The following is a 25338-nucleotide window of genomic DNA, read 5'->3' as shown; positions in this document are numbered from 1 at the left end:
AGCGCCTCTACCTGCCGCAGGCAGGTCTGATCAGGGGAAGTCGTGAACGCAGTTCACCGGGCGCAGCCCGTGCGCCAGGGATGCGCAAGGCGGGCCGCGAGGCCCGTCCCCGCGAGGGGATGAGCGCGAAGGCACGAACCTGGAGCAGCCCGACAGCGGCGAAGCCGGTGGGGCGCCCAGCCTCCTGGGGGAGTCGAGCCCCAGGCCGCCAGGCATCAACGCCCCGGGAGACCACCCGGTCCGGTCATCCGGTCCCGAATCGCCAAGGAGCTCGCCAGGCGCGCCCATCCGACGGCCAGGGCATGCGGCATCGGCCTCCCGGACGTTCCGCGCACGGCGCCGCCGCAGGCCATGCCAAACCGCGCGGTTTCGCGATCGATCTCTCGGAGCACGCTGGCCAGAGGACCGGTCAGTCGCCGGCGCCACTCGATGCGCTCGCAGGCAGACAGTCGCAAAGGTCGCTTGGCCAGCACCAGCCGTTCCGCCACACCGCAGGGTTCGCTTGCCAGCCTGCGCTGTGCTCAGGGGGAGACCTCCACTGTTCCCCAGGGAAGTTCCTTGAAGCTTTCGGACATGCGCGCCGGCGCCGGCGCCATGTAGTGGGCCCCGTGGATGAGATAGGCCGCGCGGCACCATTTCTCGGTGCCGATCTGCGCATTCCCTTTGTCTCGCCAGTCGATGTCGACGCACAGCTCGTTCTCGCGAATCCACCATGTGCCTCGTCCGGAAAAGAACGGGAAGTGCCGACCACCCAGCGCCTCGCTCTCGGTGGTGCTCACGACGAAGCGACCGTCGGAGCCGAGCGTCCAGGTGCGCACCACATGTCCACGTGTGGTCGTATGACGCACCGTGGCCCCCGCGCGGAACATCTGGCGAAACGGCTCCTCGGACAGCGGCGCGTACGCGACGATTTCCTTGCCGAACTTCTGGGGTGGAGCGCACCAGGCCGTTGCCGCCAGGCTGGCCAGACAGAGGGCGATGGAGGTTCTCATGGAGTGACCTTGTGCGAAGCCTGCCATTCAACCGAAGCGGAATCACCGTGAGCAACACCAGGCGGAGTGCAGCCCGATGGGCACGATTCAACGAGGGCCGCGTCCGCTCGGGTTGAAGGCGGTCGGGGCGGCACACGGGCGTGGGTCAGGGCTTCCGGGTCAGCACGCCAAACGTGCAGCACGTGCCACCGGACAGCTTGGAGCCGTCATAGGATATTTCCACCCGTTCCGGGGTGACCATCCTCATGATGAGGAGAGCGCCGCTGGGCAGGAGCGCCTGCAATTCGTTGTCGACAAACTTTCCCTCCGCTGCCGATTCCGTGGGCGCAATCCTTGCGGATGCAACGGCGTAGACCACATCAACCTTCTCGGGCGAGATGGCCGTCACAGCGATGTTCACGTCCAGCTGCCTGTTCCGGGCCATCCAGCCGGTCCAGAGGCCGCTCCACCGTGCGTGTGATTCAGGCGCCTCCGGCCCCGGCGGGCTGATGGGCGTGGCCGGGATCGGTGCCTTGACGGGACTGCCTGACATGCCGGCTTCTTGCTGCCCCATGGAGCCCGGCCAGAAGGTCGAACCAGCCTGCGCACTTTCAAGGACCAAGGCCCACGCGAGCGCAGCGGTCACCCACAGGCAGCGATTCATCTACTTCTCCTCGATACAGTTGTAGGAACTTTGTATCAACTTGATCGAGGTGCTGCAAGAGCGTGTCCTCCCAAGTCTTGAGGAGGTGGTCGCGCCCGAAGTCTCTTGGCCGGCGACGCCCACGGGCTGGAGGGGTTCGTCTTGGCCCTCCGACCGTCCCTTCGGAGCACGAAGCCGTCAGAGCCTCGAACGCCTGCATGCGCAGCGCCGCTCCTTTGGCCAAGGGCGGCCACGAGCGCCGCATCAAGAGCGAGCCGCAAGGGCCGATGTCCGGGGACCGCCCGAAAGCCGGCGGTCCCCACGAAACGAAGGCGGGACGCGGGGCCCGGAGGGGACGGAATCCGACGGGCGGCAGCGAGACCTTCCGCAGGCCTGGGGCAGCGACCCCAGGGACGGCGTGGCGGTGCGTTCTGCGTTTCGCTTCAGTCCTCGAGGTCCACCCATGCCGGCGCATGGTCGCTGGCGCCTTCGAGGGCACGGACGGCGCGGTCGACACCGGCGCTGCGCATGCGCTGGGCGACTTGGGGGCTGAGGAGAAGATGGTCGATGCGCAGGCCCGCGTCGCGCGGCCACCGGTTGCGCAGATAGCTCCAGAACGTGTAGAGCGACGCGTCGGGCGACTGCCGCTTCAGCGCGTCCGTCCAGCCGGCGTCCAGCAGCGATTGATAGGCAGCGCGCGGTTCGGGCTGCAGCAGGGCGTTGTCCACGAACGAGCGCGTCGAATAGAGATCGGCGTCGGTCGGAACGACGTTGTAGTCGCCGGCGAGCACGGTGGGATGGCCCGACGCGAGCAAGGAGGCCGCATGCGCATTGAAGCGTCGGAACCAGTCGAGCTTGTAGCGGAACTTCGGACCCGGTTGAGGATTGCCGTTGGGCATGTAGCAGCAACCGATCACCATGCCGTGGACGGCCGCCTCCAGGTAGCGCGCTTCCGTGTCGCCGGGGTCGCCGGGGAGGCCTCTTCGGATCTCGAGCGGTTCGACGCCCTTGGCGAGGAGGGCCACGCCGTTCCAGCTTTTCTGGCCGAGCACCAGCGACTCGTACCCCATGGCCCGGAGGGCGTCGCGGGGAAACTCGGCGGTCGTGCACTTGAGTTCCTGCAGGCACGCGACGTCCGGTGCCGTGACGTCGAGCCAGGCGCTCAGGGGGCCGATGCGCTTGCGGACATCGTTGACGTTGTAGGTGGCGATGCGCATGGCGGCTGCCGCCTACGTCGGGTTCCGGGTGGGGGGTACGGCGTCTGCGACGGCCGCCGTGGCCGCCAGCCACGTCCGATAGTCCAGCAGCAACAGACGTCGCCGCGAGGACGTCGATGGCGGCGATCGGGTGGATCGCTTCGCGGCAGCCCACGTCGGCGGACGGATAACAGGGTCGGTCGGGCGAGGTGGGCACATGCGTGCAGCATGAGGCACGGGCGGCCCGGTGGCGTAGGTCGCAGCCGTTCCTCGGCGCCTGTCGCGGCCCACGCCCATGAAAGATCCCCAACCAGGTCGGTGGCGCGACTGGCGGGGACTGCACTCGCAAGGTCGCGGACCGAGCCCGGAGCCAGGGCCCGCTGGGCAGGGCGCTGGCACCGCCCTGGTTCGTGAGACCTGGCGAGCCTGTCAGCGCAGGCGAAGAGCGGAAAGGAACCCGGATCCGGACCCAGACTCGAACCCGAAATGGTCCGATGGCAATCAGGAAAGTACGGCCTTGTGCCCGGCGCCTGCACCCCCAGATGGTTGTCGCAGGCACCTGCCGCCGGGCGCAGGGGGACATCGATGGTGCGGGGTCAAGGGACGCCGATCAAGGTTTTCGCACGCGAGCTGCAAGGGCGGCCTGATGGAGACACACATGCTCACGACAGACCAGAAGGAAGCGATTCTGCGAAGTGCAGGGGTGGCGGTACCGGACCGCGCAGCGGTCGATGCGGATGCGCGCGCGCTGGAAGGCGCACGCCTTCAGGCGGCCAAGGACGGCCAGGGCGCGGCGAGGTCGCCTCGGGAGGCCACGTCGCAATGGGCGCGGACGATCGAGACGCTGTACGTGGAGTACGTGGCCCGGCGCGCCGCGAAAAGCCTGCGCGATGCGGAGGAGGCGCGCCAGTTCGGCGCGCTCCAGCGCACCGGGGAGTGACGCGCGCCCGGAGCCGCGGCGTGCCCTTGCGCCCGGGCGGCACCGCTCGGCACCGGCCACGGTGCCGACGAAGGGATGGGATCCGCCCGTGCCGACCCACGCGCGATCGGCGAGCTGGGCGCACCCGAAGCACACGGACGAGGCCAAACGCGCGGCAGCCCCGGCACGCGATGCGCGAGGACCGCAGCGGGATCGCCGATCGTGTCACTGCGCGGCCGACGGCAGTTCCCTGGCCAGGATGAATTCGTACGCGGCGTCGGCGTGGCGTGCCGCGGTGAAAATCGCGGTGCGATCGTTGCGCAACACCTGCAGCCAGGCGTCGAGGTAGGCGGCGTGGCCTTCGATCGTGGCGTCCACGAGGCCGATGTGGCCCAGCACGAAGGCGCTGCCGAGTTCGGCCACCAGTTCCTCGAATGCATAGGCGGTATCGCCGAAGCGCTGGCCGAACGAGCGGGCGAGGCGATCCGGATGCCCGGTCCAGTGCACCAGCTCGTGCAGCGCGGTCGCGCAGTAGGCCTCGGGACTCGTGAACCGGTCGATGTCGGGCATGAGGATCCGGTCCGCGCGCGGCGCGTAGGCGGCCCGGTCGTGGCCGTGCCGGATGTCGGCGCCGCAGCCGCCGATGAAGCGCATCGCGCCTTCGATCGCGGAGCGATCCGTCCATGCCGGCGCCGCGAGCGCGGGGTCGAGCAGCGCCGCCGGCAAGCCGTCGATCTGCGCGACGTTGAAGACCCAGAAGGGCAGGCACAGCAGGGTGCTGCGCTCGCCCGGGCCATCGTCGCCGCCGGCTGGCTCCTCCCGCCCGGAAGCGCCCGGCCCGTCGTCGGCGGACCCGGCTGCCGTCCGGCCTGCCGGGGCTCCCTTGCGCTCGAAGTGCGCGCACAGCACGCCGCGTTCACCCTTCCTGACCTGCGCCCCGAGGCTGGCGGCCTGCTTGTAGGTCAGCCACACGTGGGAGGGGTAGCCCAGCGCGATGGCGGCGTCCCACAGCAGCAGCACGTTGGCGCCGTGGTACGGCAAGCCCGTCTTGCCGTTGCGCGGCCGGCCGCGCGAGGCGGCCCGGGTCCAGCGCTCGCGAAACACGGCCCCGCCCTGCTCGAGCATCGCGATGATCCGGTCGGTGACCGACTGCCGGACATCCATGCGGGCGCCGCTGCGCGGCGGGGTGCCGGGAAGTTGAACCGCACCTGCTTGGGGTGAGTCCTCGGGGGGTACGGGGGGAACGCCCGTGGCTGTGGGGTTGTGCGCAGAGTGCTGACGGGGGGATGGAAGTGCGCGCATGGCTGGGCCTTTCTGCGGGGGGTGCCGCGGTGGTTGAACATCTGCTTTCGGAGCCGCCTCGACGCATGAAGAGCGAGCAGCAAGGGCCGATGTCCGGGGACCGCCCGCAAGCCGCAGCCGAGCGAAGCGAGGACCGGGTGAGGACGGTGGCGTGAGCCCGAAGCCCTGGACAGCGGCCCGTGCGAGCTAGGCGTCGATCCAGAGGGGGCTCCGAAGGCAGAGGGGTCGCCGCACCCACCAGCGGTCCCTGCGCGCACCCGCGCCCGGCAGCGTTGCGGCCGCAGGCCGCTCTGGCTTCCTCTGCCACGCAGAGGCAGGTGTCACTCGATCGACACGCCCCTGCCGCGCGGCGCGCGGCCTGGCAGAGGACAGCGCGTGGCACCTCGCTGCCGCGCGCCACGCGAGGTCCCGTCGAAGGGAGGGCCGCCGGCGCGCCGGCGGCCCTCGCTTAGGCCTGGATGCGGCCGGCCAGGCGCGCCTCGCGCGCGTAGGCGCTCAGGGATTGCGTGGCCCGGAAGTGCCGGTCCTGCTGGATCGGCCGGTTCATCATCCCGCGCACGACGCAGAGGTCCGCGAGGCTCACCGGGCCCAGCTCCGGAAAGCCCATGCCCAGGTCACACAGTCCGAAGGCCATCTGCCTTTCGGGATCGAATTGCGACAGCAGCCAGGTCGCGCCCGCATCGGGGGTGAAGAGCTTCACCACCGGCAGCGGATCAAACTCATGGCCCTGCGCCTGGAACGCCAGGGCCATGCGGCCGTTGGCCAGCAGCCGTTCGAATTGCTCGTCGGTGAGGAAGGGGAAGTGGGAAGCCATGGCGCATCTCCTGGAACGGTAGAGGGCGGGATTGCCCGCGACCGTCGCCGGCACGCCGCAGCGCAAGCGGTCAAGGTTCGAAGACGGCCGTGGGCCGCCAGCGCCGCAAGGCGCGCAGACCTTGACGGCGAGAACGGCGTGGCACGCTGAAGGGAACAGCAAGCGCACCCTGCCCCACCCTCCTCGCGCACGCTGGCCGCCGGCACTGCGCATGCGCTGGAGCGCTCGCACGCCGTGCGCTGGTCACGCAGACGAAAAAAGGGGCCGAAGCCCCCGGTGCGTCACAGCAGGCCGCGTTGCGCGAACGACAGCGAGTTGCCGCCGGCCACGATGATGTGGTCCAGGACCCGCACGTCCATCATGGCAAGGGCGGTTGCCAGGGTCTTCGTCAGCAGCTGGTCCGCCTGCGATGGCTCGACGCTGCCGCTCGGGTGGTTGTGCGAGAGGATCAGCGCCGCGGCCTCGTGCTGCAGGCAGCGTCGCATGATCTCGCGCGGGTAGACACTCGTCTGGGTCAAGGTGCCGCGGAACAGCTCCTCGAACGCGATGAGTGCGTTCTGCGCATCGAGGTACATCACCGCGAAGCTCTCATGCGGCTGCCCGGCGAAATGAAGCTTCAGGAAGTCGGTGACGGCCCGGGGCGAATCGAACACCGAGCGGCTCGAGAGTTCTTCGACCAGCAGTTCCTGCGCCAGCGACAGCCCGGTCACCAGGCGATGGAAGCTCGGCAGGTCCGACTGCCGTGCAAAGTAGGTCAGCTTCAAGAGCGACCGGCCATGGGCCTCGTACACGGCGTCCGCCTCGGCGCCAAGGAAGGGGCGCAGTGCGTCGACGATGCGTTGCTGCCGGACGGTCAGGTCAGAGGGTGCGTTCATGAAGAGCTCCTGTGAGGCGCCACAGGCGGGATTGCCTGCGTGGCCCCAGCGCCCTTGCCGCAGCGCAGCGCTCAGGGCCGCCGCAGGCGCGCGGGACGCGCCGAGCACGCGCAGCGCGCGCAGGGCCTTGAACGCGAGAACGGCAAGGTAGCGTCAGGCCGCACAGGCAAGCCCACCCCGCCCGCCCTGCACGAACGCCACGGGGTCAGGACTTCGCTCCCGCATGAGGATGCGCAGAACAGGAGGCGGAGAACGGCAGAGCGCCGGGCGCCATGGCAAGCCCCTGGAGGAGCACGGCGGCCCGCGACGGACGGGCGGACGATCGCAGCGATGGAGGAGCGCGTCGCGAGACACCATCAGCCCGTGCATCACGCCCTCGAACCTGCCGCAAAGCAGCGCCGGCGCATGCGCGAGACGGCTGGAGGATGCCGGAGCCAGAGCCGTCGGATTCGTCAGCACGACACCCGACGTGGCATGCTCCCCTTCCGCGATCGGTGCGAGTTGTGGCGCCAAGCGCCAAGGTGCACAGGCGCAGCAGCGCCTTCGACGTCGCGCAGGGGCGGTGCCGGACCGTTGCGGCACGGTCAAGGGGTGCCGCTCGAACCAGGCCTTGGGCGCCGCTCGGCAGGCCAACCACGAAAAAAAGCCGGGCACTGGCCCGGCTTTTTTTTGAAGCCTCGAGCTTCAGATCGGAAGCCGATCGCCGCGCGCGGCCGCACGGGCCTGGAGGCGCATGCTGGCTCGATCGACGCTCGATTCGACGCGCGTCACGCCCTGGCCGTAGCCTTCCGCGTACGGGTTCGCGCTGTGCGCGGCGGCGACGCCTTGCGAGCGGACCGAAGCGCGGTCGACCGAACTCGAGACCCTCGTGACGCCTTGACCGGCCGCATCGCTGTACGGGTCGCCGCTGCGTGCGGTCATGACGCCTTCAGCGCGCACGGCGGCACGGCTCTGGGTCGAGGTGACCTGGGTGACGCCTTCGTAGGTTTCTGCGTGGACGCCGGCAGCAGCGAGGATCGCGAGCGCAAAGCCGGAGAGGAGCTTGGAAGCGGTGTTCATGGTCGGATTCCTTTGAGCAGTGAGGGTGGGGTGTGGAGCGAAGTTTGCGCCCGCGAAGAGGCTTCTGAATGTGCGTTTTCGCACCCCGGCGTTCATCTCGCGGAAACAAACAAGCGCCGGTCGGCGGCTTCTCCGCCGGCGTCTCGCTGGGCCCGCGAACGTGGGCAGGGAGTGAGCCGGCCTTGCATCGCCACCGTGGTGCTCGCTTCGCGGTGAGCGCTGCAGGCGCCCACGACTTTCGGGACGCTTTTCCCCAGGGGCCTCTCGGCGGACGGGTGCGCGCGCGAGCCCCCGGATTCTCCTTTCAGGGCGCGCGATCAGAAATGAATCTCATCTGCATCGACTCCCGCCTACTTCCAACCAGCCTGACGGCTCACTGACCTTTCTCCCTTGGGCCCTAGGCTGAAGCGAAGAAGAACCCGGAACTCACCTCACATGCCCATCTCTGTTTTCCTGGTCGAAGACAACCAGAAGATTCGCGAGAACCTGATCCCTGCGCTCGCGGATCTGGGCGCAGCGAGCGTGATGGCCACCGCGGAATCCGAGGACGAGGCCATCGGCTGGCTGGCGAAGCACAAGGGGCAATGGGATCTCGCGGTGGTCGATTTCTTCCTGAAGCAGGGCACCGGACTCGGCGTCGTCCAGTGGTGCAACGGACGCGAAGCCCACCAGCATGTGGTCGTGCTCACCAACTACCCGACGCAGGCGACACGCGTCGCCTGCCGGGATGCGGGTGCCGACCGCGTGTTCGACAAGTCCACCGAGCTCGAGGAATTCTTCGAGTACTGCCTCGATCGGCATCGCAAACCTTGAAGCGGATCCACCCGACTTCGGCGATGAACGTCGGCACGAACGAATTTCAAGCGCAGGATGGTCGCGCGGGCCGATGAACTCGAGCGAGCGAGTTCGTCATCGTCAGGCGTGACTCGCGGGCCGTACCGCATGGACCCTTGATGCCACGGTGGGACAGCGCGACGAGCGGTGACGGGGGGGCCGCACGCCGGTTGTTCAAGCGCGCGATCGGCCAGCACGACGTGCCCGAGAAGGTCACGATCGACGAGAGCAGGGCCATACCGCCGCCGTGCGTGGTCCGACTGCGGATCGCGGCGCGAACATCGAGCTTCGGCAGTCCAGGTAGCTGAACCATCGTGTTGAGTCGGACCATCGGCGCATCGAACGACTGGCTTGACGCGACAAAACCCTTGGTCAGAGGCCCCGTTCGCGCGGAGGGCGCCGCCTCGATGTCGATGCGTTCGTTCAGTCGGCTGGGCGGAAGTACCGCTGCGTCATCCAGGCAGTGACATTCTTTGCCTGTTCCACCCCCACCTCGGTTGACGTGCGGAAGTGCATCCCACCCCAGACCCGCGCATTTCGGACCTCTTCCAACACGTCCTCTGTCTGCCGGAAATGATGGGTTGAGCCGGTCACCGTGCTGGTGAAGTCAAACTCCAGGTTCTTGGAGCCGTAGAAGCTTCGCAAGGCTTCCATGGCCGATGCGCTGGCGCAACCATGCGCGGCCGGGTATTCAGGGTGATTGGGCGTGGCCACGAAAGGGAGCCAGGCCGGATCCGCCAGTGTGAGCGCATTGTCGTCCGTGCCCGCGAGCTGGATCGCGCTGGTGGGGCGCCAGAAGTTGTAGAAGTACTTGGACTCGAAGCAGGCTCCTCCCGCATCCGACTGCGCAGTCCAGAGCATGGCGAGCACCCGGGCGTTGTCGGCGATGTTCGAGCTGGCGGTTGCAAACTGCCTCAGATTGCGGGCCCAGAACGAGCCTGGCGGCTCGGTGTGGAAACGGGCGATCTCTGTCTGCAGGGCAGTACGCGAGGTGCTCGTTGGCCCCGCGATGGCCTTGACCTCGATGAAGTCACCCGCATACGCCTCGCTTTGGATCGAATACGGTTCCGCCACCCTGAATTGCGAGTGACTGTGGGTCGTGAACGGCTTGATGTACGGCGCGATCCGGTTGACCGGATTGGTCCCGCGGAACTGTCCTGGCAGCGTACCGGGCACGTAGGGCGGCAGAGCGGTCTCGCGACCATCGTTGGCACGCAGTGCGAGCATGCCGGAAGCCACCTCGAGTCCCGCCTGGCGCCCGAGAGCCTTTGCGTCACCATCGGCAATGGCACTCATGTCGCTCGTGTACGCGGCCTCGTAGACGGAACCCCGGCTGGGGAACAAGCCCTTCAAGACCCGATAGGCGGCTTCGACGGCCGCCGCTTTCATGGCGTCCTCGCCGGCGCCCGCCACGGCCGTGGTGGGTTTGATGGCGTAGGGCTTGTGCGTTCCGGCAATCGCGATCACTGCATCGTAGACGGCCAGCTGCATCGTCGTCACATCGGGACCTGCAACGCGCTCCTCGGGCGTGGCCCCACCGGGTGAACTCGCCACCGCAGCAGTCTGGACAGCGATCTCGTTCCATTTGGAGATGACATTGGATTCTCCGGGCGTGATGAGGATGTGCTTTTCGGCGCCGGACGTGTCGAAGCCAAACGCTGCGGCCGGCGTGTCACTGCTGCCCCCGCCGCAAGCTGCAAGCGCCAATGCCGCTGCCATGGACAGAACGACGGGGCGAACTTGGCTGGTTGGATTCACGTTCATCTTCGCTCTCCTGTGGATGTGATGGGCGCCGAAGTCGTGGGCTCTGGCGCGCGCAGGATCAGCGAAACCGGTTGGAATTTCCTGAAAAAAAGCCAAAATTCGGCTGAAGCTTGGCTGAATCGATTTCCCGCCCGTGGGGGGAGGGCTCGCATGGATGCCGGACCGCATGCTCGAACCGGGCCCGCTCGACGGACCTTTGGCCCGTTCCTGATCGACTCGGATCGGAGCGAGCTCACGCGTGAGGGAGCAGCCGTCGCACTGCGACCGAAGACCTTTGCGCTGCTTCAATATCTCGCCGATCGCGCGGGGCACGTCATTGGCAAGCAGGAGCTCCTCGACGGCGTTTGGCCCGGTGTCGTGGTGTCCGACGACTCATTGACCCAGGCCGTGAGCGAGTTGCGCAGCGCGCTGGCCGATCGAGATCAGCGGCTGATCCGGACGGTGTCGCGAAGAGGCTACCTGCTTGACGCCAAGGTGCTGCCGGCGCCGCCTTTCAAGGACGCGCCTGAGACCTTTGCGGCGGATTCACCCATCGAACGCAAGCGCAGGCCGCTGGCAGCCGTGGTCGCGGTCTCGGTACTCGGGACGGTGCTGATCGTGGGTCTTGCTGACGCGGTGGTGCAATGGCAGCAGGACCGGGCGCCGATCCAGACCATCCGCGCTGCGGTGATTGAAGGTCGCACGTTGGTCGTGATGCCATTCACTGACCTGAGCGAGCCTCCCGCACCTCATATTGCACTGGCGGTGGATACCGAGCTCACAGTCGACCTCGGGCGATTGGCAGACGTGCGCGTCATGGCGCGGGGCTCTGCGGCGTCCCTGGGGGACAGTGCGAGCGCTGATGTGAAACGCATTGGCAAGGCGCTGGATGTGCGCTACGTCGTCACGGGCAGCGTCAAGCGCGAGGGCGAGAGGCTGCACATCACGACGCAGATGGCCCGAGCCGATACCGGTGCGCTGGTCTGGACGGAGCGCTTCGACTACGTCTCGGTGGCCGACTGGGCCGCGCGGCGCGACATTTCCGCTCGCATCGCCAACGTGCTCGACACCCGGATGCGCGATGTTGCGTGGCAGCAGACCCGGGGCGCGACGCCGGACCGTGCGGCCGTGGACCACTGGATGCGCGGATCCCTCGTTCTGTCTCGTGTCAGGACCAGGGCCGAACTGATCGCGGCGCGCACTGAGTTCGAGGCCGCGGTTGCTGCGCAACCCGACTCGAGTCATGCCCTGGCCGGCTTGGCCATGACGTACGTGGACGAGGTGATGTTTCGCTGGACCGAGGCGCCGGAAGACCGCCGCAGCGTCCTCGAAAAGGCGGAACGTATCGCGCGTCGCGCCTTGGCGATCGAATCGACCAATCAGGCAGGGCTGCTGGCGCTGGGCGGCAGCTTGATCTTCAATGGTCGCCTGGACGACGCAGCGGTCATCACCCGCAAGCACCTGGAACTCAATCCCAACGATGCCGCGGCGAACCAGGCCCTCGCCGCGGAACTGTATTTCTCCGGAAGATGGCAGGAGTCGATCGATCAGGCCGAATGGGCAATCCGGTTGAATCCACTGGACCGCAAGAACACCGCCATGTGCGAGAGCCTGATCGCGACAGCCCTGGTTCCCTTGCGCCGATACGATGAGGCGGTAGAGCGTGGCCGCAGGGTCCTGGATGGCCCAAGAGCCCCTGGCAACTTGATGATCGCCTCGGCGGAAGCATGGAGGGGCAACATGGATGCGGCGCGCGCTGCCGCGGGCGACTTTCTCAAACGCAATCCGACCAGCACCATTGCCCGCGACCGTGCGCTACGGGGCTCCACGGACCCGGCGTACCTGGCTGGAATGGATCACTTCTACGAAGGGCTGCGGCGCGCCGGCTATCCCGAGGGTGAGAGCCAGCCTAAATAGAGCGCCTTCGTCGAGCGAACTTCCGAACGCAAGGCCATCCGTGCGCCGAACATCCATGCGAAGCCGATCTTTTCCCGCGCGGCAGCGACGATCGCAACGTTTGGGCTCCTGCCCTTGGCGACCAGCCAGTCCTGACGGCGCTGACCCCCCGACGAGTGCTCCGACGGGATGTCGAGATCTCACGTGCGCGACCGTCGGCGCCCTTCCGGTGTCGGAAACCTAGCGCACGTCTGTCGCCAACCGGAGCGGGCCTTGTTCCAGCGATGCAGCCGGCGCGAGCATGCTGCCGCGGCAGGCGGGCGAACCACAGCGGCACAGATAGGCCGAGGGCGGCGAGCCGTCGTCACCCGTCAGGCTGTAGTCGATGAAGAGTTCGTCCCCTGCGCTCACGGCAACGAGGGTCTGGAACTTCAGCAGCAGGCGACCCGCCTCGTCGTACTCTTCGACTGCTTCGCAATTGGGCTCGCAGGAGTGATTCAGGTGGCGAGTGCCGTTGCCGCCCTTGGCGCCATCGATGAATTCATCGTTGGAGAGGCCGAACAGGTAGGTCAGCTGGTCGTCCCAAGCCCTGGCGTCGACCTCGGCCTGCGTGTAGCGCCGACCTTCATACAGGCCGAGGAATGCCTGCGCAGGCAGGTCACGCGTTGCGAAGGCGCCAATGCCGTGGATCCCGCTGGGTGCGACCCTGATGCAAGGGGTCGAGGAAATGCGTTTGCGAGGCTTGGACATGAAGGTGAGGCTTGGACATGAAGGTGAGGCTTGGACATGAAGGTGAGGCGGAGCGCGGACGCGGGAGGTGGACGAGGGGGACAAGGTGCGGCCGTCGGTTGTCGACGGTGTGCATCACCGGCGACGCTGCGAACCCACCACTTGACGCAGCACCGACGCTGTCGCCTGGCCGTGACCCATGCACTCCAGCCCACGTCGCAAGGCGTTGCAAGGCGTCCTGCATCCCCGCGAGGCGCATTCTGCACGCTGCACAATGCCACACGCCGTCGCAGGGGCTCGCAAGTGCCGTCGCCGGCCGCGCGTCGGCTCGGCGCTCGTCGCGCCGCGAGGGGGTCCAAGGTGGCGCGTGGTGGGCGGGGGGCGACCGGCCGAGCGTCCTCGGGCGGTGCGCGGCCCGTCGGCGTTGATCGCTAGACCGGCAACACCTCGAGCCCGCTGGCGCCGGGCAGGGCATGCAGGCTCATCGCCACGCGGGCGCTGTAGTCGCGACTCAGCACGGTGCTGACCTCGACGAAATCCGCGCGCGCTTCGGCCGGGGTCAGCGTCAGGACGAGGTAGCCGCGCTGGCTCGTCTCGGCGTAGCGCAGGTCTTTCACCATCTTCGGAAAGGCATCGGACAGCACCGTGTTGCCGATGAGCGGCAGCACGCGCTCGAAGCCGGGCGATGAGATCGAGGCGGTCGCGAACTCCACGCCGACGCGCTGGCCGCTGTCATCGGTCAGGTTGCTGGCCCAGGCGTTGTGCGTGTCCCCTGCCAGCGAGACGAGGCTCTTGCCCATCGAGCGCGCAGCAGCGAGCACGCTTTCTCGCGCGGCGGGGTAGCCGTCCCACGCATCGAGGTTGTAGGGAACACGTCGCTGCGCCAGCAGCGCGCGCTGCTCGTCGTTGCGCAGGGCCTCCGGGGTCGACTGGGCGAGCACGAAGTCGCCGAGGGTCTGCGCATTGAACGCGCTGGCCACGCTCAGCGGGATCTCCATGCGCGCCATCAGCACCTGCGAGCCGAGCAACTGCCAGGTCGCAGGCGAAGTGGACAGGCGCGTCGACAACCAGGCGGACTGCTCGGCGCCGAGGAGCTGGCGCGAGGGGGCGGAGGCACCGCCCGCGAGGTACGTGTCGAGCGTCACCTGCTCGTCCCGACCGATCAGCCGCGTGTCCAGCATGTGCAGCGACGCGAGCGTGCCGAAATCGAACGAGCGATAGATCTTTCGCGGATTGGCGGCATCGGGCATGCGAACAGGCAGCCATTCGCGAAACGCCTGCGTCGCGGCCGCACTGCGCGCGGCGAAGCTTCCCTCGCTCGCCGGATCGTGGTTCTCCGCGCCACCGGACCATGCGTTGTTGGCGATGTCGTGGTCGTCCCAGACCGCGATCACGGGCAGCTTGGCGTGCAGGGCGATGAGGTCCGGGTCCGATCGGTTCTGGCGATGGCGCTGGCGATAGTCGTCGAGCGACAGGATCTCGCGCGAGGGCTGCGACTCGCGGTCGATCGCGATTGCGAGTTGCGAGGCATAGCCCAGCTCGCCGTACTCGTAGATGTAGTCGCCCAGGTGCAGCACCACGTCGATGTCCGTGCGCTTGCCGAGATCGGCACAGACGTTGAAGTAGCCCGCCGGAAAGTTCGAGCACGAGACGACCCCGAGCCGCAGCTGCGAGACATTGCCCACCGGCAGGGTCTTGGTGCGGCCGACGGGCGAGGCCTCGGAGCCCAGGAAGAAGCGATAGAAGTAGACGCTCGCGGGCTGCAGCCCGCTCGCATCGACCTTGACCGTGTAGTCCTGTTCGGGCCCGCTGCCGATGCTGCCTCGGGCGACGATGGCGCCGAAGTTGGCATCGCTCGCGACCTCCCAGGTGAGATTGAGTGCGCCGGGGCTCGCGACCGTGACGCGCGTCCACAGGATGACGCGATCGGACAGCGGGTCGCCGCTGCCGACGCCTTGGGCGAAGGTCGGCGTCGACTCGGGCGGCGGGCTGCCCGCGCCGCCGCCGCTGCCGCCAACCCCGGGGCTGAAGCCGCCGCCTCCTCCGCCCCCCCCGCAGCCGTACATGCTCACGCCGCTGCCTGCGAACATCGCGTAGAGCACGGCACTGCGCAGGAACCCGCGTCGCGACGGCTCGGAGGGCCGCGCCTCGGAAGGGGACCGTGGGTCCGGGCCGGCAGGGCGGGTGACGTCGCGCATGGTTCGCTCCTTGAGCCCGGCAACCCGTTCACGACCGCCGTGTCGAGCCCTGCCGGATGGAAGCTGCATTTGAAGATGTCGCCGGCGGTGCGCCCTGTAGGCACGCGCCAAGGGGTAGCGTGCGACAAGAACTTACAAGTAGTCGCATCCGGTAGCGTTCCGACGCAAGTGGCAGCGTCGCCATTCGAGCGCGATCTGTCCCTGACAGCGACCTCTCGATCCGGCACGCCGCATCAGGAAGGGCTGCATGGAAGCATCAGCGACAGGGACCCTGATGAAGCTCGCACGCCCGCGCAGGACGCCAGGCTCGAGTCCTCAATCAGGGTCGCCGCGAGATGAGTTCGCGCCGCTTCGGGTGCTGCATCGACCGACCCGACAGGATCGAGGGTAGGCGCATGCCCACAGTGAGCAGCGGCGACGGCGCGCAGTGGATCCCCGCCAAACGGCGCCCAGTGGTGACCTCGAATCATCTGCAAGGAGACACCATGAGAACAGTCACAACGGCGGTGCTCGCTGCCTGCCTGGCACTCGGATCTGCTTCCGTGATCGCGCAGACCGCAGCCCCTGGCGGCGGCTCGACCGGGCCGACCGCGCCGAACCCCCAAGACCCATCCGTGACCACCAAGGATGCCAAGCCACTGAGCGACCATCCGGCTGTGAGCAAGGAGGAGAAAGCAAAGAGCACGGCCGCCGCAGCCCCGGAGCCGACGGGCAAGGATTCCATGGCAAAGGACAACAAGCCCAAGCATCCGGCAGCAGCCGACGGCAAGAAGGCGCCTGATTCCAAGTGAGAACCAGCGACGCCGACCGGCAAGGCGCCGCCGGCGTTTGACGCCGCGAGATGGCTTGAAGACCTGGCCGTGGGGCAGGCGTGCCGAACGGCAGGCTAGGCGCCGGGAGGGCTGGCCTTGTCAGGGGCTTCGGGTTGTTTCGCACTCGAAGCACCCTTGAACACGCTGAGCTTGCCGTCGCCTTCGAGGCGTGCCACCCGGACCTCCGACACCTTCTCGACGCCCGCTTCTCGCAGTTTGCTTTCCAGCTCGTCCATCGTGATCATTTCACGCTTGAGGGCCTTGCGATTCACACGCCCGTGTCGGATGAGCACCTCGGGCTGGGGTTCCAGGAACCTGGCCACGGCCTCGAAGCGATAGCTGAGCCAGTCGAGCCCGAAGTTCCACGCGACGAGCGTGGCGAGCAACACCAGGCCATCGTTGATGGACTTGTATTCGCCTTGCATGGCATTGCTGGCCGCATCGGCCACCAGCACCACGAAGAGGAGATCGGCCACCCCCATCGAGCCGACATCCCGGCGCAGGACGAAGCGGAAGACCAGCAGGAGGAACCAGTAGACCACGGTGCCGCGCGCGATCATGTGCCAGACGGGAAAGTCGCGCGCGAAGAGTTCCGCGAGTTCGCTCATGGCGCCGCTCCCAGTGGCGTGGCATCGGCCGACGCGGCCGCCAGGCGCCAGGCGACGGCGTGGATCAACGCGTCCGCGAACCCGCCGGATGCGCGGGCCACGCGCCTGGCGCTCGTGGTGACCCGCGGGCGGGAGGTCCAGGCGATGCGCGCACCGGTGGCCTCGAGGGCCTTGACCAACTCGACGTCCTCGCTGCAGGCGAGCGGCCGAAAGCCGCCGGCGCGCAGATAGGCGTCGGCGGACACCCCGAGGTTCGCCCCGTGCACATGCCGATGTGACTCGACGTCGAAATAGGTCTGCGAGAAATGCCAGCGCAACAGCTCCGCATGCTCCCCGTGAGGCGTCCAGTCGTCGACGCCGACGGTGCCGCAGACCACGTCGGCTTTCAGGTCGAGCTGCTCGGCGATCCAGTCCGGCGAGACCAGGGTATCGGCATCGGTGAAGGCGAGCCATCGGGCACCTTTGGCGAGGAGCGCGTCGGCACCGGCGGCGCGCGCTGCGCCGACGTTGCGGGCATTCACCGCCAGCGTTGCGGCTCCGGCCTGGCGCGCCAGCGCCGAGGTGTCATCGGTGCACGAATCCGCCACGACCACCAGTTCGACGGGCTCGCCGTCCAGGCGCCTGCTCCCCGCAGCGTGGAGAACGGCTCGGACGCAATCGACGATCACCTCCTGCTCGTTGTGTGCGGGAACGACGACGCCGATCATGTCACCAGGTCGGGCGAGGACCGTGAACGTCGCAGCGACGGCGCCTTGCTTGACAGCGGTTGGGAACGTCATCGTGAGGAGCCCCGCACTCGGCTGCCGCAACGGGCCGCGACGACACCGCGCCCGGAGGCAGCGCGCGCGCCTGGGACCTGGGGTCGAGCGGAGGAAGGCTCGCATGCTGAGGCTGGCACATCTTGGCGCGGGTTGCGAAAGCCATCCGGTCAACGCCTCGCCGGCTGGGCATAGGGCTCGAGATACCGGGCCTGGACATCGAGCGAGGACTCGGCACCGATCCTTGCGAGGTTGTCTTCGAGCCACCGTTCACACGCCTTGTGCCCGTCTTGCCGGAGGGCCTGGAACAGGCCTGCGCCGACGGTGCGCTTGATGGAGGGCTCGATCCGGATCTCGGAGCCTTCCTCGGGCAGGCTCAGCAGATGCATCCGGATGTCCGCCTCGGCCACGTTGCGGTTGATGCTGTCCAGCGCTCGCAACTCCGAGACCAGCCCGTTGATCGAGGCAATTTCATTGATGCGGTTCAGGATGTTCTTGGCCGTCGTCGGCGTTTCCGGCCGATGAAGCGGCGTGAGCTCGACCATCAGGATGTCGACGTCGAGGCGGTGCTGGTACAGGGGCCACAGCATCGGGTTGCCAGCGTAGCTGCCGTCCCAGTACGACTCGCGCTCGATCTGCGCAGCCTGGAACATGAGGGGCGCACAGGCGGACGCCAGGATGGCATCGAGCGACATGTCGTGCGGCCCGAAGACGCGGGAGCGCCCGGTGTGCACGTTGACGGCGTTGACGAAAAGCTGCGACCTGGACGTCCTCAGCGCGTCGAGGTCCACCACGGCGCCCAGCACATGCCGCAGGGGCTCCAGCGCCACCGGATTGGTCTGGTACGGCGACAGCAGTGGCATGGCGTCGTCCCAGACGCCCATGCCCGGCTTGCGCAGGGGCAGCAGCAGGAAGGTCAGCGGCGCACCGACCTGGGCGACCTTGTGCCAGAGCAAGGCCAGACTGTCCTTGGCAGCTGCCTTTCCGCCAGCGGCCAGGCCGCTCACCAGCGCGGCACCGTTGAGGGCGCCGGCGCTGGTTCCGCTGACATGGCCGATGTCGAAGTCGTCCTGCTCCAGCAGGCAGTCAAGGACGCCCCAGGTGAAGGCACCATGCGCCCCGCCGCCTTGCAGCGCGAGATTCAGGACCGGTCGGCCGGCCGCCGCGCGATGCGTGGCCATCAGCAACGGCCTCCGCGGCCGTGGGCGAAGCGCTCAGGCAGGACCCGGGCGCGATGCCGTTCCATGGCTCGCCCGGCCGAAGCGCCGGCGGCGTTCGACAGCAGAAGGTCGAGGGATTCGGCGGTGGGGTCGGCGCACTCCGCCTTGAAGGGCCCGCATGCCAGGAATGCCCCCCCCCGCTGCGTCCTCCAGCCCACTGGGCGCCGTGGTTGAACGCGGGTCCGAGGGGTGAGGGTTCGTGCGTGGCGTGGCATGGTGCCGAGAGCCTGCGTCACGCCAGCGCGCCCCAAGCTAGGCCGAAGGACTGTTGCCTTGTAGGCGCATATGACGGCGGCGCACGGACGGCGGACGCGCCGGTGGCGCGCCTGCGCGGCGTCACCTTGCCTGCCGGCGAGACGGCTGCCGCGGGCGCCGGAGGTGGGGTGCGCGTCGGGTCGCGGGCGTTGACTGCACCGGTCCCTCGGGGCGATCGGGCGCTGACAGGAGCAGTTCGAGCCTTTCGATCACAGAGGCGGCAGAGAGGGGCGTTCGATGAAAGGGGGTCCAGCCGAAACCGGGATGGCAATAGCGCACGATCGGGCGCCCTTCAAGCCCCGCGGAGACGCTGACGCGTGGGTCTTCGCACATCGCGACCCTGTCGAACTGCTGGAGATCCCACCGCAGTCGACGCTTGCGACGGTTTTATGGACGGGAAGGAAAAGAGCCGGAGGCCCAACGACACACGCGCTGCCGCGTTCATGCCCGGTTTGTTCGGCCCCACCACGCGAGCGGCGGCCCGGTGGGGAGGGCCGGGGTCCCGCGACCCGGCGCGTCCGACTCTCAATGGCCTGCGGGGAACAGCAACCCTCTCAGGGAGGAGGTTCGTGCCTGCACCCCGGTTTGAATGGAAGGTTGGCTCCACCACTCACCCAGTGATCCCGACGGACGGGATCGAGCCGTGCGGAGAGGTTCAGAAAAGCCCCTGCTGTGCGCTTGTCACGGACAGGAAGTTCTCCCCCATCGGCTGGAGGATGGCGTCGGCGATCGGCTGCAGCTGCTTGCTCAGGTAGTGCTCGTAGTCGATGCGGGAATGGCGCGTTTCCAGGGGCTCGGGCCCGTTTTGCGTCATGACGTACCGGATCCAACCGCCCTTCTGATACTGCCGAGGTCGATTCATCCGCCCGTTGTACTCGTCCGCCATGCGCGCGGCGCGCACCTGCGGCGGCACGTTGACCAGGTAGGCATCGAGGCGATGGCGCAAGCGCTTCGTGTAGATGAGAAGGTCATCCTTCCGGCCGGCGAGTGTCGACTGCGCGTAATCGATCACGAACTCCTGGTAGGGGTCGCCGCGGAAGATGCGCGAGAGCAGGCCCTCCTGGAACTGGCGCGCCAACGGGGTCCAGTCGCTGCGGGCCATCTCCAGGCCGCGGTAGACCATCTGCTCCTTGCCCGCGGCATCGACGCTCAGGCCTGCGTAGCGCTTCTTGCTGCCGACGTCCGAGCCGCGAATGGTGGGCATGAAGAACTTCTTGAAGTGGGTGTCGAACTCGATTTCGAGGAAGTTCTCCAGGCCCTGCTCCTCGCGGAGGGTCCGCGTCCACCAGTCGTTGATGTCCCTCACCAGGGTTGCCGCGATGGCGTGAGCTTCCTCGTTGGTGTGGCTGCGCTTCAGCCAGATGAAGATGGAGTCGGTGTCGCCGTAGATGGCCTCGTAGCCCCGCTCCTCGACGAACGTGCGCGTGAGCTTCATCATCTCGTGCCCGCGCAGGGTGATGGCGGAGACGACCTGGGGATTGAAGAAGCGGCAGTCGGCTGCGCCGAGTACGCCGGCGAAGGAGTTCATGAGCAGCTTCAGGGCTTGGGACAGTGACGCGTTGCGGACCCGCTTGGCCTCGTCCCGGGACCGCCAGAGGGTGGTCACGATCTCCGGCAGGCAATGCTTCTCGCGCGAAAAAGCGGTCCCTCGCGGTCCCTGGATGACCATTGCCGGGTCGCTGGCGTTCGAGCCTTCCACGAAGCCCACGGGGTCGACCAGGAATGTTCGAATGATCGAGGGGTAGAGGCTCTTGTAGTCCAGGACAACGACGGAGTCGTAGAACCCTGGTTTCGAGTCCATCACGTAGCCACCAGGAAAGGCCTTGCTGGGAATTTCTCCCACGTTCGGCGCCACGTAGCCCAGGCGATGCATCCGCGGCAGATAGTGGTGGCTGAAGGCAGCGATGGAGCCGCCGAAGTGGTCCATCGGCAGGCCCGTGGCGTGCGCACGTTCCATCATGAATTGCAGCAGCTTCGCCTGGTCGAAGATGCGCAGCACCAGTTCGCAGTCGCGGAGGTTGTAGGTGGCGAGCGCGGGCTTGTCTTCCTGGTACCGTCGCTCGATCTCGGCCATCTTGTCGTACGCGTCGCCGATGGCCTTGCCCTCACCCAGCAACGCTTGGGAGACGGCTTCAAGGCTGAAGGAAGGAAAGCTCCACGACGCGGCCTTGAGCGCGTCGATGCCGTCGATGACCACCCGGCCGGGCACGGCAGCGAACAGGTAGCCCTGCTTTCCGGGATGGGTCCGCCAATCGATGGCTCCGCGTTCTCGCCCGAGCAGGAGCTGAGTCCCGCAAGCGTCGGCGGCCTTTTGCAGGACGCGCAGGTCGAACTGGATGACGCTCCAGCCGATGATGACGTCCGGGTCGTTCCGCGCGAACCAGTCGATGAGCTGCTCGAGCATCGCCGTGCGGCTCGGGCAATAGACGAGCGAGAAGTCCAGGGGCTCCTCCGGCTCGAAAGGCGGCTCGCCCAGCATGAGGACCACACGATCCGCCGTGCCGTCCAGTGCGATCGAATAGAGTTCCTCGTCCGGGCTGGTCTCGATGTCCAGCGACACCACTTTCAGCGCTGGCCGGAAATGAGGCGCAGGCTTGAGCTTGCAGTCCAGGAGGGTAGCGCCCTCTGCCCTGCCTCCTTCCACCCGCACGCCCGCCGTGATGAACCGTTCCATCAGATAGCGCTCGGGCGGGCGCACGTCGGCCTCGAGCAGGGCGATGCCCTGGGCCTGGAGCGCGCGAGCCAGTCGACCCAGCGGGCGGAAGTGCTTTGCATAGACGCCGACGACAGGTTCCTGACGGAACGTCTTCAGGTCGAGTTCCCGCACCTCCAACCCTGGCAGGGCGGCGAGGTGCGCTTCGACCGACGCCCTGTGCTTCGTTTCGACGAATGCGACCGAGGTCTGGGAGGACAGGACCACTTTCATGGGCCCCGCATCGGTGGCGAGCCAGTACTCGATCTCGGTGCCGGCCGCGACATCGCGCCAGCGGCGCGTGAGGATGAAGCCCTTGAGTTCAGGGAGGGACACGAGAGCTGAAGGAATCGGGTGACAAATGCAGGGGGCTGGTATCGGCGATTTTCGCCCGGATGGGGCTGCATGCCGCAGGCACGCAGCGGCGCATCGTGCCGCGAGGCGTGGGTGACGCACTCCATGTTAAAACCGGCGCCGACCGCTCTGCCTCGTGGGGCGCCAGAGCAGTCGTCAAGTGACGCAGTAGCCGTTGTCCCCAGTCAAGAATGAGTGCCGCAGATTTTCTCCTCGCTCCGCAAGTCCAGAAGTTGCTGAAGGTTGTTTTCGCAGCACCGACCCACCGGTTTTCCGTGGCTGACCTTGCCAAGAAGGCGAAGTTGGATGCGGGTGATGTGGAGCGGACGCAGGAGCATCTCGTGAGCAGCGGCATCCTGACCCGCCACAAGCCGGTGGACGACGGCGCTGCCACGGTCGGCGCGAACGTGTCGTTCGTGTTCTACAACGAGCTTCGCTCGATCGCGCTCAAGTCGTTCGCGGCGGCGGAACCGATCCGCACCATGCTGCGTTCCAGGTTCAAGGACTCCGTGCTGTGCGCCTACATCCTTGGAGAAGGCAAGGACGCGACGATCGAACTGCTGGTGGTGCACGGCCAGCAGGTCCCCGATGAAGCGGCCATGTCAGCGGCCTGCCAGAAGGTCTCGGCCACCATCGGCCGGCACCTCCAGGTCCACGTGATTTCCAGCAGGCGCCACGCCGCCCTCACGACGCGCGACCACCTTGGCAGGCTGCTGGCTGCGGCCACTGCGTTCGAACTCATCGCGGAAGGTGAGACCAGGGCGAAGCGTGGCGTGGAGCGCGCAGGCTTCCTGCAGAGTGCCAAGGAGAAGCTCGCGGCCCTGGCCAGGTAGCCACGATCTTGCGTGGTGGCGGCGCGATCGACCGGAAAGAAGGCGATGCCCGACGACTCGAGTTGGCAACTCCTCGCCGGCGCGACGTTGCGCCCACAGGCGACATCCTTCGCGTCGCGACGGACAACGACAACGTCGGGTATACGCGCGGGTGCGGGCCGCTCGAAAGCCCCCTCGACAGCCGGAAGGCGCCACACCCTGCGACCGACGTGATCCCGCTCGCCCCTGCGCCATGCACCGGGCGACGTTCGTCGCCAGGAGCGTCCCGGGCATCCACGCCTGGCGACGTGATTTGCCGCGGTTTCGCGCAGTGCATCACGCCCTTGTCAGCGGGCCCCTGTCAGAATCGAGCGAATGCACCTTCCGGCCACGGATTCAGATTCGCACGCAGACGATGCCGTGCGTCCCGCACGGGGCGCGCCCGCCCCTGATGGCGATGCCCCGGAGCAAAAGCCCGAGCCCGTCAGTCGGTTCGGGGCGGCCGCAGGTCTCCTTGACCGCCTCGATACCCGCCCTCTTGACCTCCGCCGTCGGCGACCGTGGTGGCGCTTCTGGTAACCGTACCCGAGCGGCTCACGGCTCCGGTGTGCGCGACCGAGCGCTCGGCACATCCTTCGCCCGGCAGACGCGCTGCCCGCTGAGTGCTGCCAAGGTGGTCGCGCTGGATTACCGAGGAGATCAACAGCTTGCGAGCCCCACTTTCAGGTTGCGTCGCCCGCCTCTTCAATGCGGTTGGCCGGCCGGGATCACCGACGTCAAAGGACCGCTTCCGGGCGGCGACTCTGCTATCCGCCGTGGGTCGGCTGCGGCCCATGAGCGAACCTTCGATCACGGGGTTCGACATGCGTGCGCACTGACGGCGAAGCCGGCAACGATGAGCCACCATCGCGGCATGGAAGCGGCACTCAAACATGAAGTTCAGCCTTCGTCCGGCGGGCTATTGCAGCCCGAGGAGAAGCCCTATCCCTACGACTGCAACGAGTTGCCGAAGGCAACTTAGACGGTCGGCACGGGCGCTCTCAAACCCCTTCGTCGGAGCCGTGAGCGTCAATGGTCGCAGCGTCAAAAGATGCTCAGTCTCAGGTTCACCAGCGGCCCAGGCAGGACGCTGCCATCGACCGCTACGACAAGACGAATGGAGAGCGCGACAACGCAGCCTTGCCTCGGCAAAGTGACTGCGTGGTTGAAACCTCAAGAAGCCGAGGGGACGCCTCTTGCCGACTCGCGCTGCCGGCCGCCATCGCCTACCCACTCGGCTCGCCCTCCCCTGGGCTCGGCACCCTGCCGCGCGCCCGCTTTTGCGCAGGACGGCCTTTGGAGCGAGAAACCGTCTGAGACGTCACAAAGGCCCGCGGCAGCACCCGTTTTTTCCGAACGGAGCCAGGCCCTGCAGCCCTCGCACCGCAGCAGCGCCCGCGATCAACGCCTTTAGAGAATGAAGTGCGGCGGTGGGTGCGGCATCCACGGGCTCCTAGCTCAAGCACTCCTCGGATTCGGCAGCTTCCATCACAACCCGACAGGCCGGCCCTTCATCAAGATCGCGCTTCAACCCATTCATGTCTTCAAAGGCGACGCTTGCCCTCGCAGGAGGGCACCTACAGGCGGCGCTGGGCTGTCTCTACCGTTCCGATGGGCCGGGGTTCCCAAGGTGAAGTGGCCTTCCACTCGGAGATTTCGATGAAAGCTGGTGACTACGAGGGCCCCCGCAAGATTTCGGTGAAGGATGTGCCCGATGCCAGGATTGAGCGACCGACCGATGTTCTGGTCCAGATCATGAGTATCAATATTTGTGGCTTGACCCGCTCATGTACGAAGGCCGAACCGACATGGAGACCGGGAGTTGTGAGTTGCCTTTGCCGAAATGTTTGGATGCCACTTGGGGTTCGCTCGACCCATCGAATTGCGATGGGAGCGGCACCGCGAGTCGCATCGGCAAGGTGATTCCTTGATTTGGTCGCTTAAGACGCCGAGGAGACGTTGGCGCGCTCACCGTCGTCTGAGGCGACACGGATGCCCACGGCCACAAGGGGGTTTCCAAAGGGGGAGAGGCCTTGCAGAGCTCGAACTGCAGCCGCGCCTTCGATCAGCGACTGCGAGTAATCGAGCGCGGCCGTGGTCGCTGGATCAACGGGCGCATAGGTAAGGCATTCTTCAGATTCGGCGTCGACAGCTTCCATCACAACCCAGAAGAACTGCCCTTCTTCGAGTTCCAGCACAGTAAGGGCCAGATCGCGTTTGCTCATGTGATTCCGCTCATCGTCGTATTGCAATCGGCCCATTTTCAGAGACGGCAGCCTTGGGTACCAAGGAAGTTCCACACGCGAATCACAGATCACGAGCACCTCGATGGAGGCATGCCCCACCGGGAGTCCAGCGCTCTAGGCCAACTCCGCGCGGGTAGCCGTCCAGAACCAGTGGCGGAAGCGCCGTCCGCGGCTGGAGTGCAGCTCAAACGAAATCCGCACGCGTCCAATGCCTGGCACGTCGACTTCGACGGTGGCATGCGTGTCCTCGCCCGCAGAGGCAGGCGGCAGCAAGTTGCTGGCTCGGGCGATGTCGTCCCCGCGAATCTGAGCGAGCATTCCGTTGTCGTCGTCGACAGGGTTCATGCAGGCAGGATGAGCGCG

At 67.2% G+C, this 25338-nt stretch carries 22 protein-coding genes and 1 pseudogene; 7 read left to right on the top strand and 16 right to left on the bottom strand.

Annotated elements, in window-relative coordinates:
• Positions 1-521: 521 nt before the first annotated feature.
• The 3 genes from QTH97_RS30945 to QTH97_RS30935 form a co-directional block, all read right to left on the bottom strand.
• Positions 522-992 carry a hypothetical protein gene (locus tag QTH97_RS30945; protein WP_286572421.1) on the bottom strand — a complete coding sequence of 157 codons (471 nt, stop codon included), beginning with the start codon at positions 990-992 and terminating at the stop codon, positions 522-524.
• A gap of 145 nt (positions 993-1137) precedes the next feature.
• Positions 1138-1635: a hypothetical protein gene (locus QTH97_RS30940; RefSeq protein ID WP_286572420.1), complete on the bottom strand. Its 498-nt coding sequence runs from the start codon at positions 1633-1635 to the stop codon at positions 1138-1140.
• 422 nt (positions 1636-2057) lie between these two features.
• On the bottom strand, positions 2058-2831 hold the full coding sequence (locus QTH97_RS30935; RefSeq protein ID WP_286572419.1) for an exodeoxyribonuclease III: 774 nt from the start codon (positions 2829-2831) through the stop codon (positions 2058-2060).
• A 637-nt stretch (positions 2832-3468) separates the two neighbouring features.
• Between QTH97_RS30935 and QTH97_RS30930 the strand changes: the two genes are divergently transcribed.
• Complete coding sequence (locus tag QTH97_RS30930) at positions 3469-3750, top strand: hypothetical protein (RefSeq protein WP_286572418.1); 282 nt, start codon at positions 3469-3471, stop codon at positions 3748-3750.
• A 204-nt stretch (positions 3751-3954) separates the two neighbouring features.
• On the opposite strand, the gene QTH97_RS30925 is transcribed toward QTH97_RS30930, so the two are convergent.
• The 4 genes from QTH97_RS30925 to QTH97_RS30910 all read right to left on the bottom strand — a co-directional run bounded on the left by QTH97_RS30925 (position 3955) and on the right by QTH97_RS30910 (position 7779).
• A complete protein-coding gene (locus QTH97_RS30925) occupies positions 3955-4893 on the bottom strand; it encodes an ArdC family protein (RefSeq protein ID WP_286572416.1) in 939 nt (312 codons plus the stop codon).
• A 586-nt stretch (positions 4894-5479) separates the two neighbouring features.
• A complete protein-coding gene (locus tag QTH97_RS30920) occupies positions 5480-5845 on the bottom strand; it encodes a DUF2958 domain-containing protein (protein WP_286572415.1) in 366 nt (121 codons plus the stop codon).
• A 281-nt stretch (positions 5846-6126) separates the two neighbouring features.
• Positions 6127-6843: a JAB domain-containing protein gene (locus QTH97_RS37170; protein WP_444813495.1), complete on the bottom strand. Its 717-nt coding sequence runs from the start codon at positions 6841-6843 to the stop codon at positions 6127-6129.
• Between the two features lie 561 nt (positions 6844-7404).
• Positions 7405-7779 carry a helicase SNF2 gene (locus QTH97_RS30910; RefSeq protein ID WP_286572414.1) on the bottom strand — a complete coding sequence of 125 codons (375 nt, stop codon included), beginning with the start codon at positions 7777-7779 and terminating at the stop codon, positions 7405-7407.
• Between the two features lie 435 nt (positions 7780-8214).
• Between QTH97_RS30910 and QTH97_RS30905 the strand changes: the two genes are divergently transcribed.
• Complete coding sequence (locus QTH97_RS30905; RefSeq protein ID WP_286572413.1) at positions 8215-8592, top strand: response regulator; 378 nt, start codon at positions 8215-8217, stop codon at positions 8590-8592.
• A 170-nt stretch (positions 8593-8762) separates the two neighbouring features.
• Positions 8763-8914: pseudogene (locus tag QTH97_RS30900) on the top strand (IS6 family transposase); the annotation flags it as partial.
• Positions 8915-9036: 122 nt separating this feature from the next.
• Here QTH97_RS30900 and QTH97_RS30895 read toward each other — a convergent pair.
• A complete protein-coding gene (locus QTH97_RS30895; RefSeq protein ID WP_286572412.1) occupies positions 9037-10473 on the bottom strand; it encodes a vanadium-dependent haloperoxidase in 1437 nt (478 codons plus the stop codon).
• Between QTH97_RS30895 and QTH97_RS30890 the strand changes: the two genes are divergently transcribed.
• Positions 10399-12273: a winged helix-turn-helix domain-containing protein gene (locus tag QTH97_RS30890; RefSeq protein ID WP_286572411.1), complete on the top strand. Its 1875-nt coding sequence runs from the start codon at positions 10399-10401 to the stop codon at positions 12271-12273. The genes QTH97_RS30895 and QTH97_RS30890 overlap by 75 nt on opposite strands.
• A gap of 219 nt (positions 12274-12492) precedes the next feature.
• Here QTH97_RS30890 and QTH97_RS30885 read toward each other — a convergent pair whose 3' ends face one another.
• Both QTH97_RS30885 and QTH97_RS30880 read right to left on the bottom strand, forming a co-directional pair.
• On the bottom strand, positions 12493-13002 hold the full coding sequence (locus QTH97_RS30885) for an SET domain-containing protein (RefSeq protein ID WP_286572410.1): 510 nt from the start codon (positions 13000-13002) through the stop codon (positions 12493-12495).
• Between the two features lie 410 nt (positions 13003-13412).
• Positions 13413-15179 (bottom strand): alkaline phosphatase D family protein, encoded by a 1767-nt coding sequence (locus tag QTH97_RS30880; RefSeq protein WP_286572409.1) that lies wholly within the window; start codon positions 15177-15179, stop codon positions 13413-13415.
• Positions 15180-15664: 485 nt separating this feature from the next.
• Between QTH97_RS30880 and QTH97_RS30875 the strand changes: the two genes are divergently transcribed.
• Positions 15665-15970, top strand: a complete 306-nt coding sequence (locus QTH97_RS30875) for a hypothetical protein (RefSeq protein ID WP_286572408.1) — start codon at positions 15665-15667, stop codon at positions 15968-15970.
• Between the two features lie 95 nt (positions 15971-16065).
• Here the strand turns inward: QTH97_RS30875 and QTH97_RS30870 are convergent, their stop codons facing one another.
• The 4 genes from QTH97_RS30870 to QTH97_RS30855 form a co-directional block, all read right to left on the bottom strand.
• Entirely contained in the window at positions 16066-16599 is a 534-nt protein-coding gene (locus QTH97_RS30870) for a DUF421 domain-containing protein (RefSeq protein ID WP_286572407.1), read from the bottom strand.
• A complete protein-coding gene (locus QTH97_RS30865) occupies positions 16596-17306 on the bottom strand; it encodes a glycosyltransferase family 2 protein (protein WP_286572406.1) in 711 nt (236 codons plus the stop codon). The genes QTH97_RS30870 and QTH97_RS30865 overlap by 4 nt, the downstream gene beginning before the upstream one ends.
• 221 nt (positions 17307-17527) lie before the next feature.
• Positions 17528-18538, bottom strand: a complete 1011-nt coding sequence (locus QTH97_RS30860; protein ID WP_286572405.1) for a patatin-like phospholipase family protein — start codon at positions 18536-18538, stop codon at positions 17528-17530.
• 949 nt (positions 18539-19487) lie between these two features.
• Positions 19488-21860, bottom strand: coding sequence for a DNA polymerase II (locus tag QTH97_RS30855; RefSeq protein ID WP_286572404.1), 2373 nt, complete (start codon positions 21858-21860; stop codon positions 19488-19490).
• A 359-nt stretch (positions 21861-22219) separates the two neighbouring features.
• On the opposite strand from QTH97_RS30855, the gene QTH97_RS30850 reads away from it, so the two are divergent.
• Positions 22220-22711 (top strand): hypothetical protein, encoded by a 492-nt coding sequence (locus tag QTH97_RS30850; RefSeq protein ID WP_286572403.1) that lies wholly within the window; start codon positions 22220-22222, stop codon positions 22709-22711.
• Between the two features lie 874 nt (positions 22712-23585).
• Positions 23586-23711, top strand: a complete 126-nt coding sequence (locus tag QTH97_RS30845; RefSeq protein ID WP_286572402.1) for a hypothetical protein — start codon at positions 23586-23588, stop codon at positions 23709-23711.
• A 958-nt stretch (positions 23712-24669) separates the two neighbouring features.
• Here the strand turns inward: QTH97_RS30845 and QTH97_RS30835 are convergent.
• Positions 24670-24954: a hypothetical protein gene (locus tag QTH97_RS30835; RefSeq protein WP_286572400.1), complete on the bottom strand. Its 285-nt coding sequence runs from the start codon at positions 24952-24954 to the stop codon at positions 24670-24672.
• Between the two features lie 135 nt (positions 24955-25089).
• The gene (locus QTH97_RS30830; RefSeq protein ID WP_286572399.1) at positions 25090-25293 is read right to left on the bottom strand and encodes a hypothetical protein; all 204 of its coding nucleotides are present in this window, start codon (positions 25291-25293) and stop codon (positions 25090-25092) included.
• Positions 25294-25338: the final 45 nt, after the last annotated feature.

It is taken from the genome of Variovorax gracilis, assembly GCF_030317115.1.
Taxonomy (GTDB): domain Bacteria; phylum Pseudomonadota; class Gammaproteobacteria; order Burkholderiales; family Burkholderiaceae_C; genus Variovorax; species Variovorax gracilis.
This window is presented reverse-complemented; position numbering and strand designations above follow the sequence as displayed.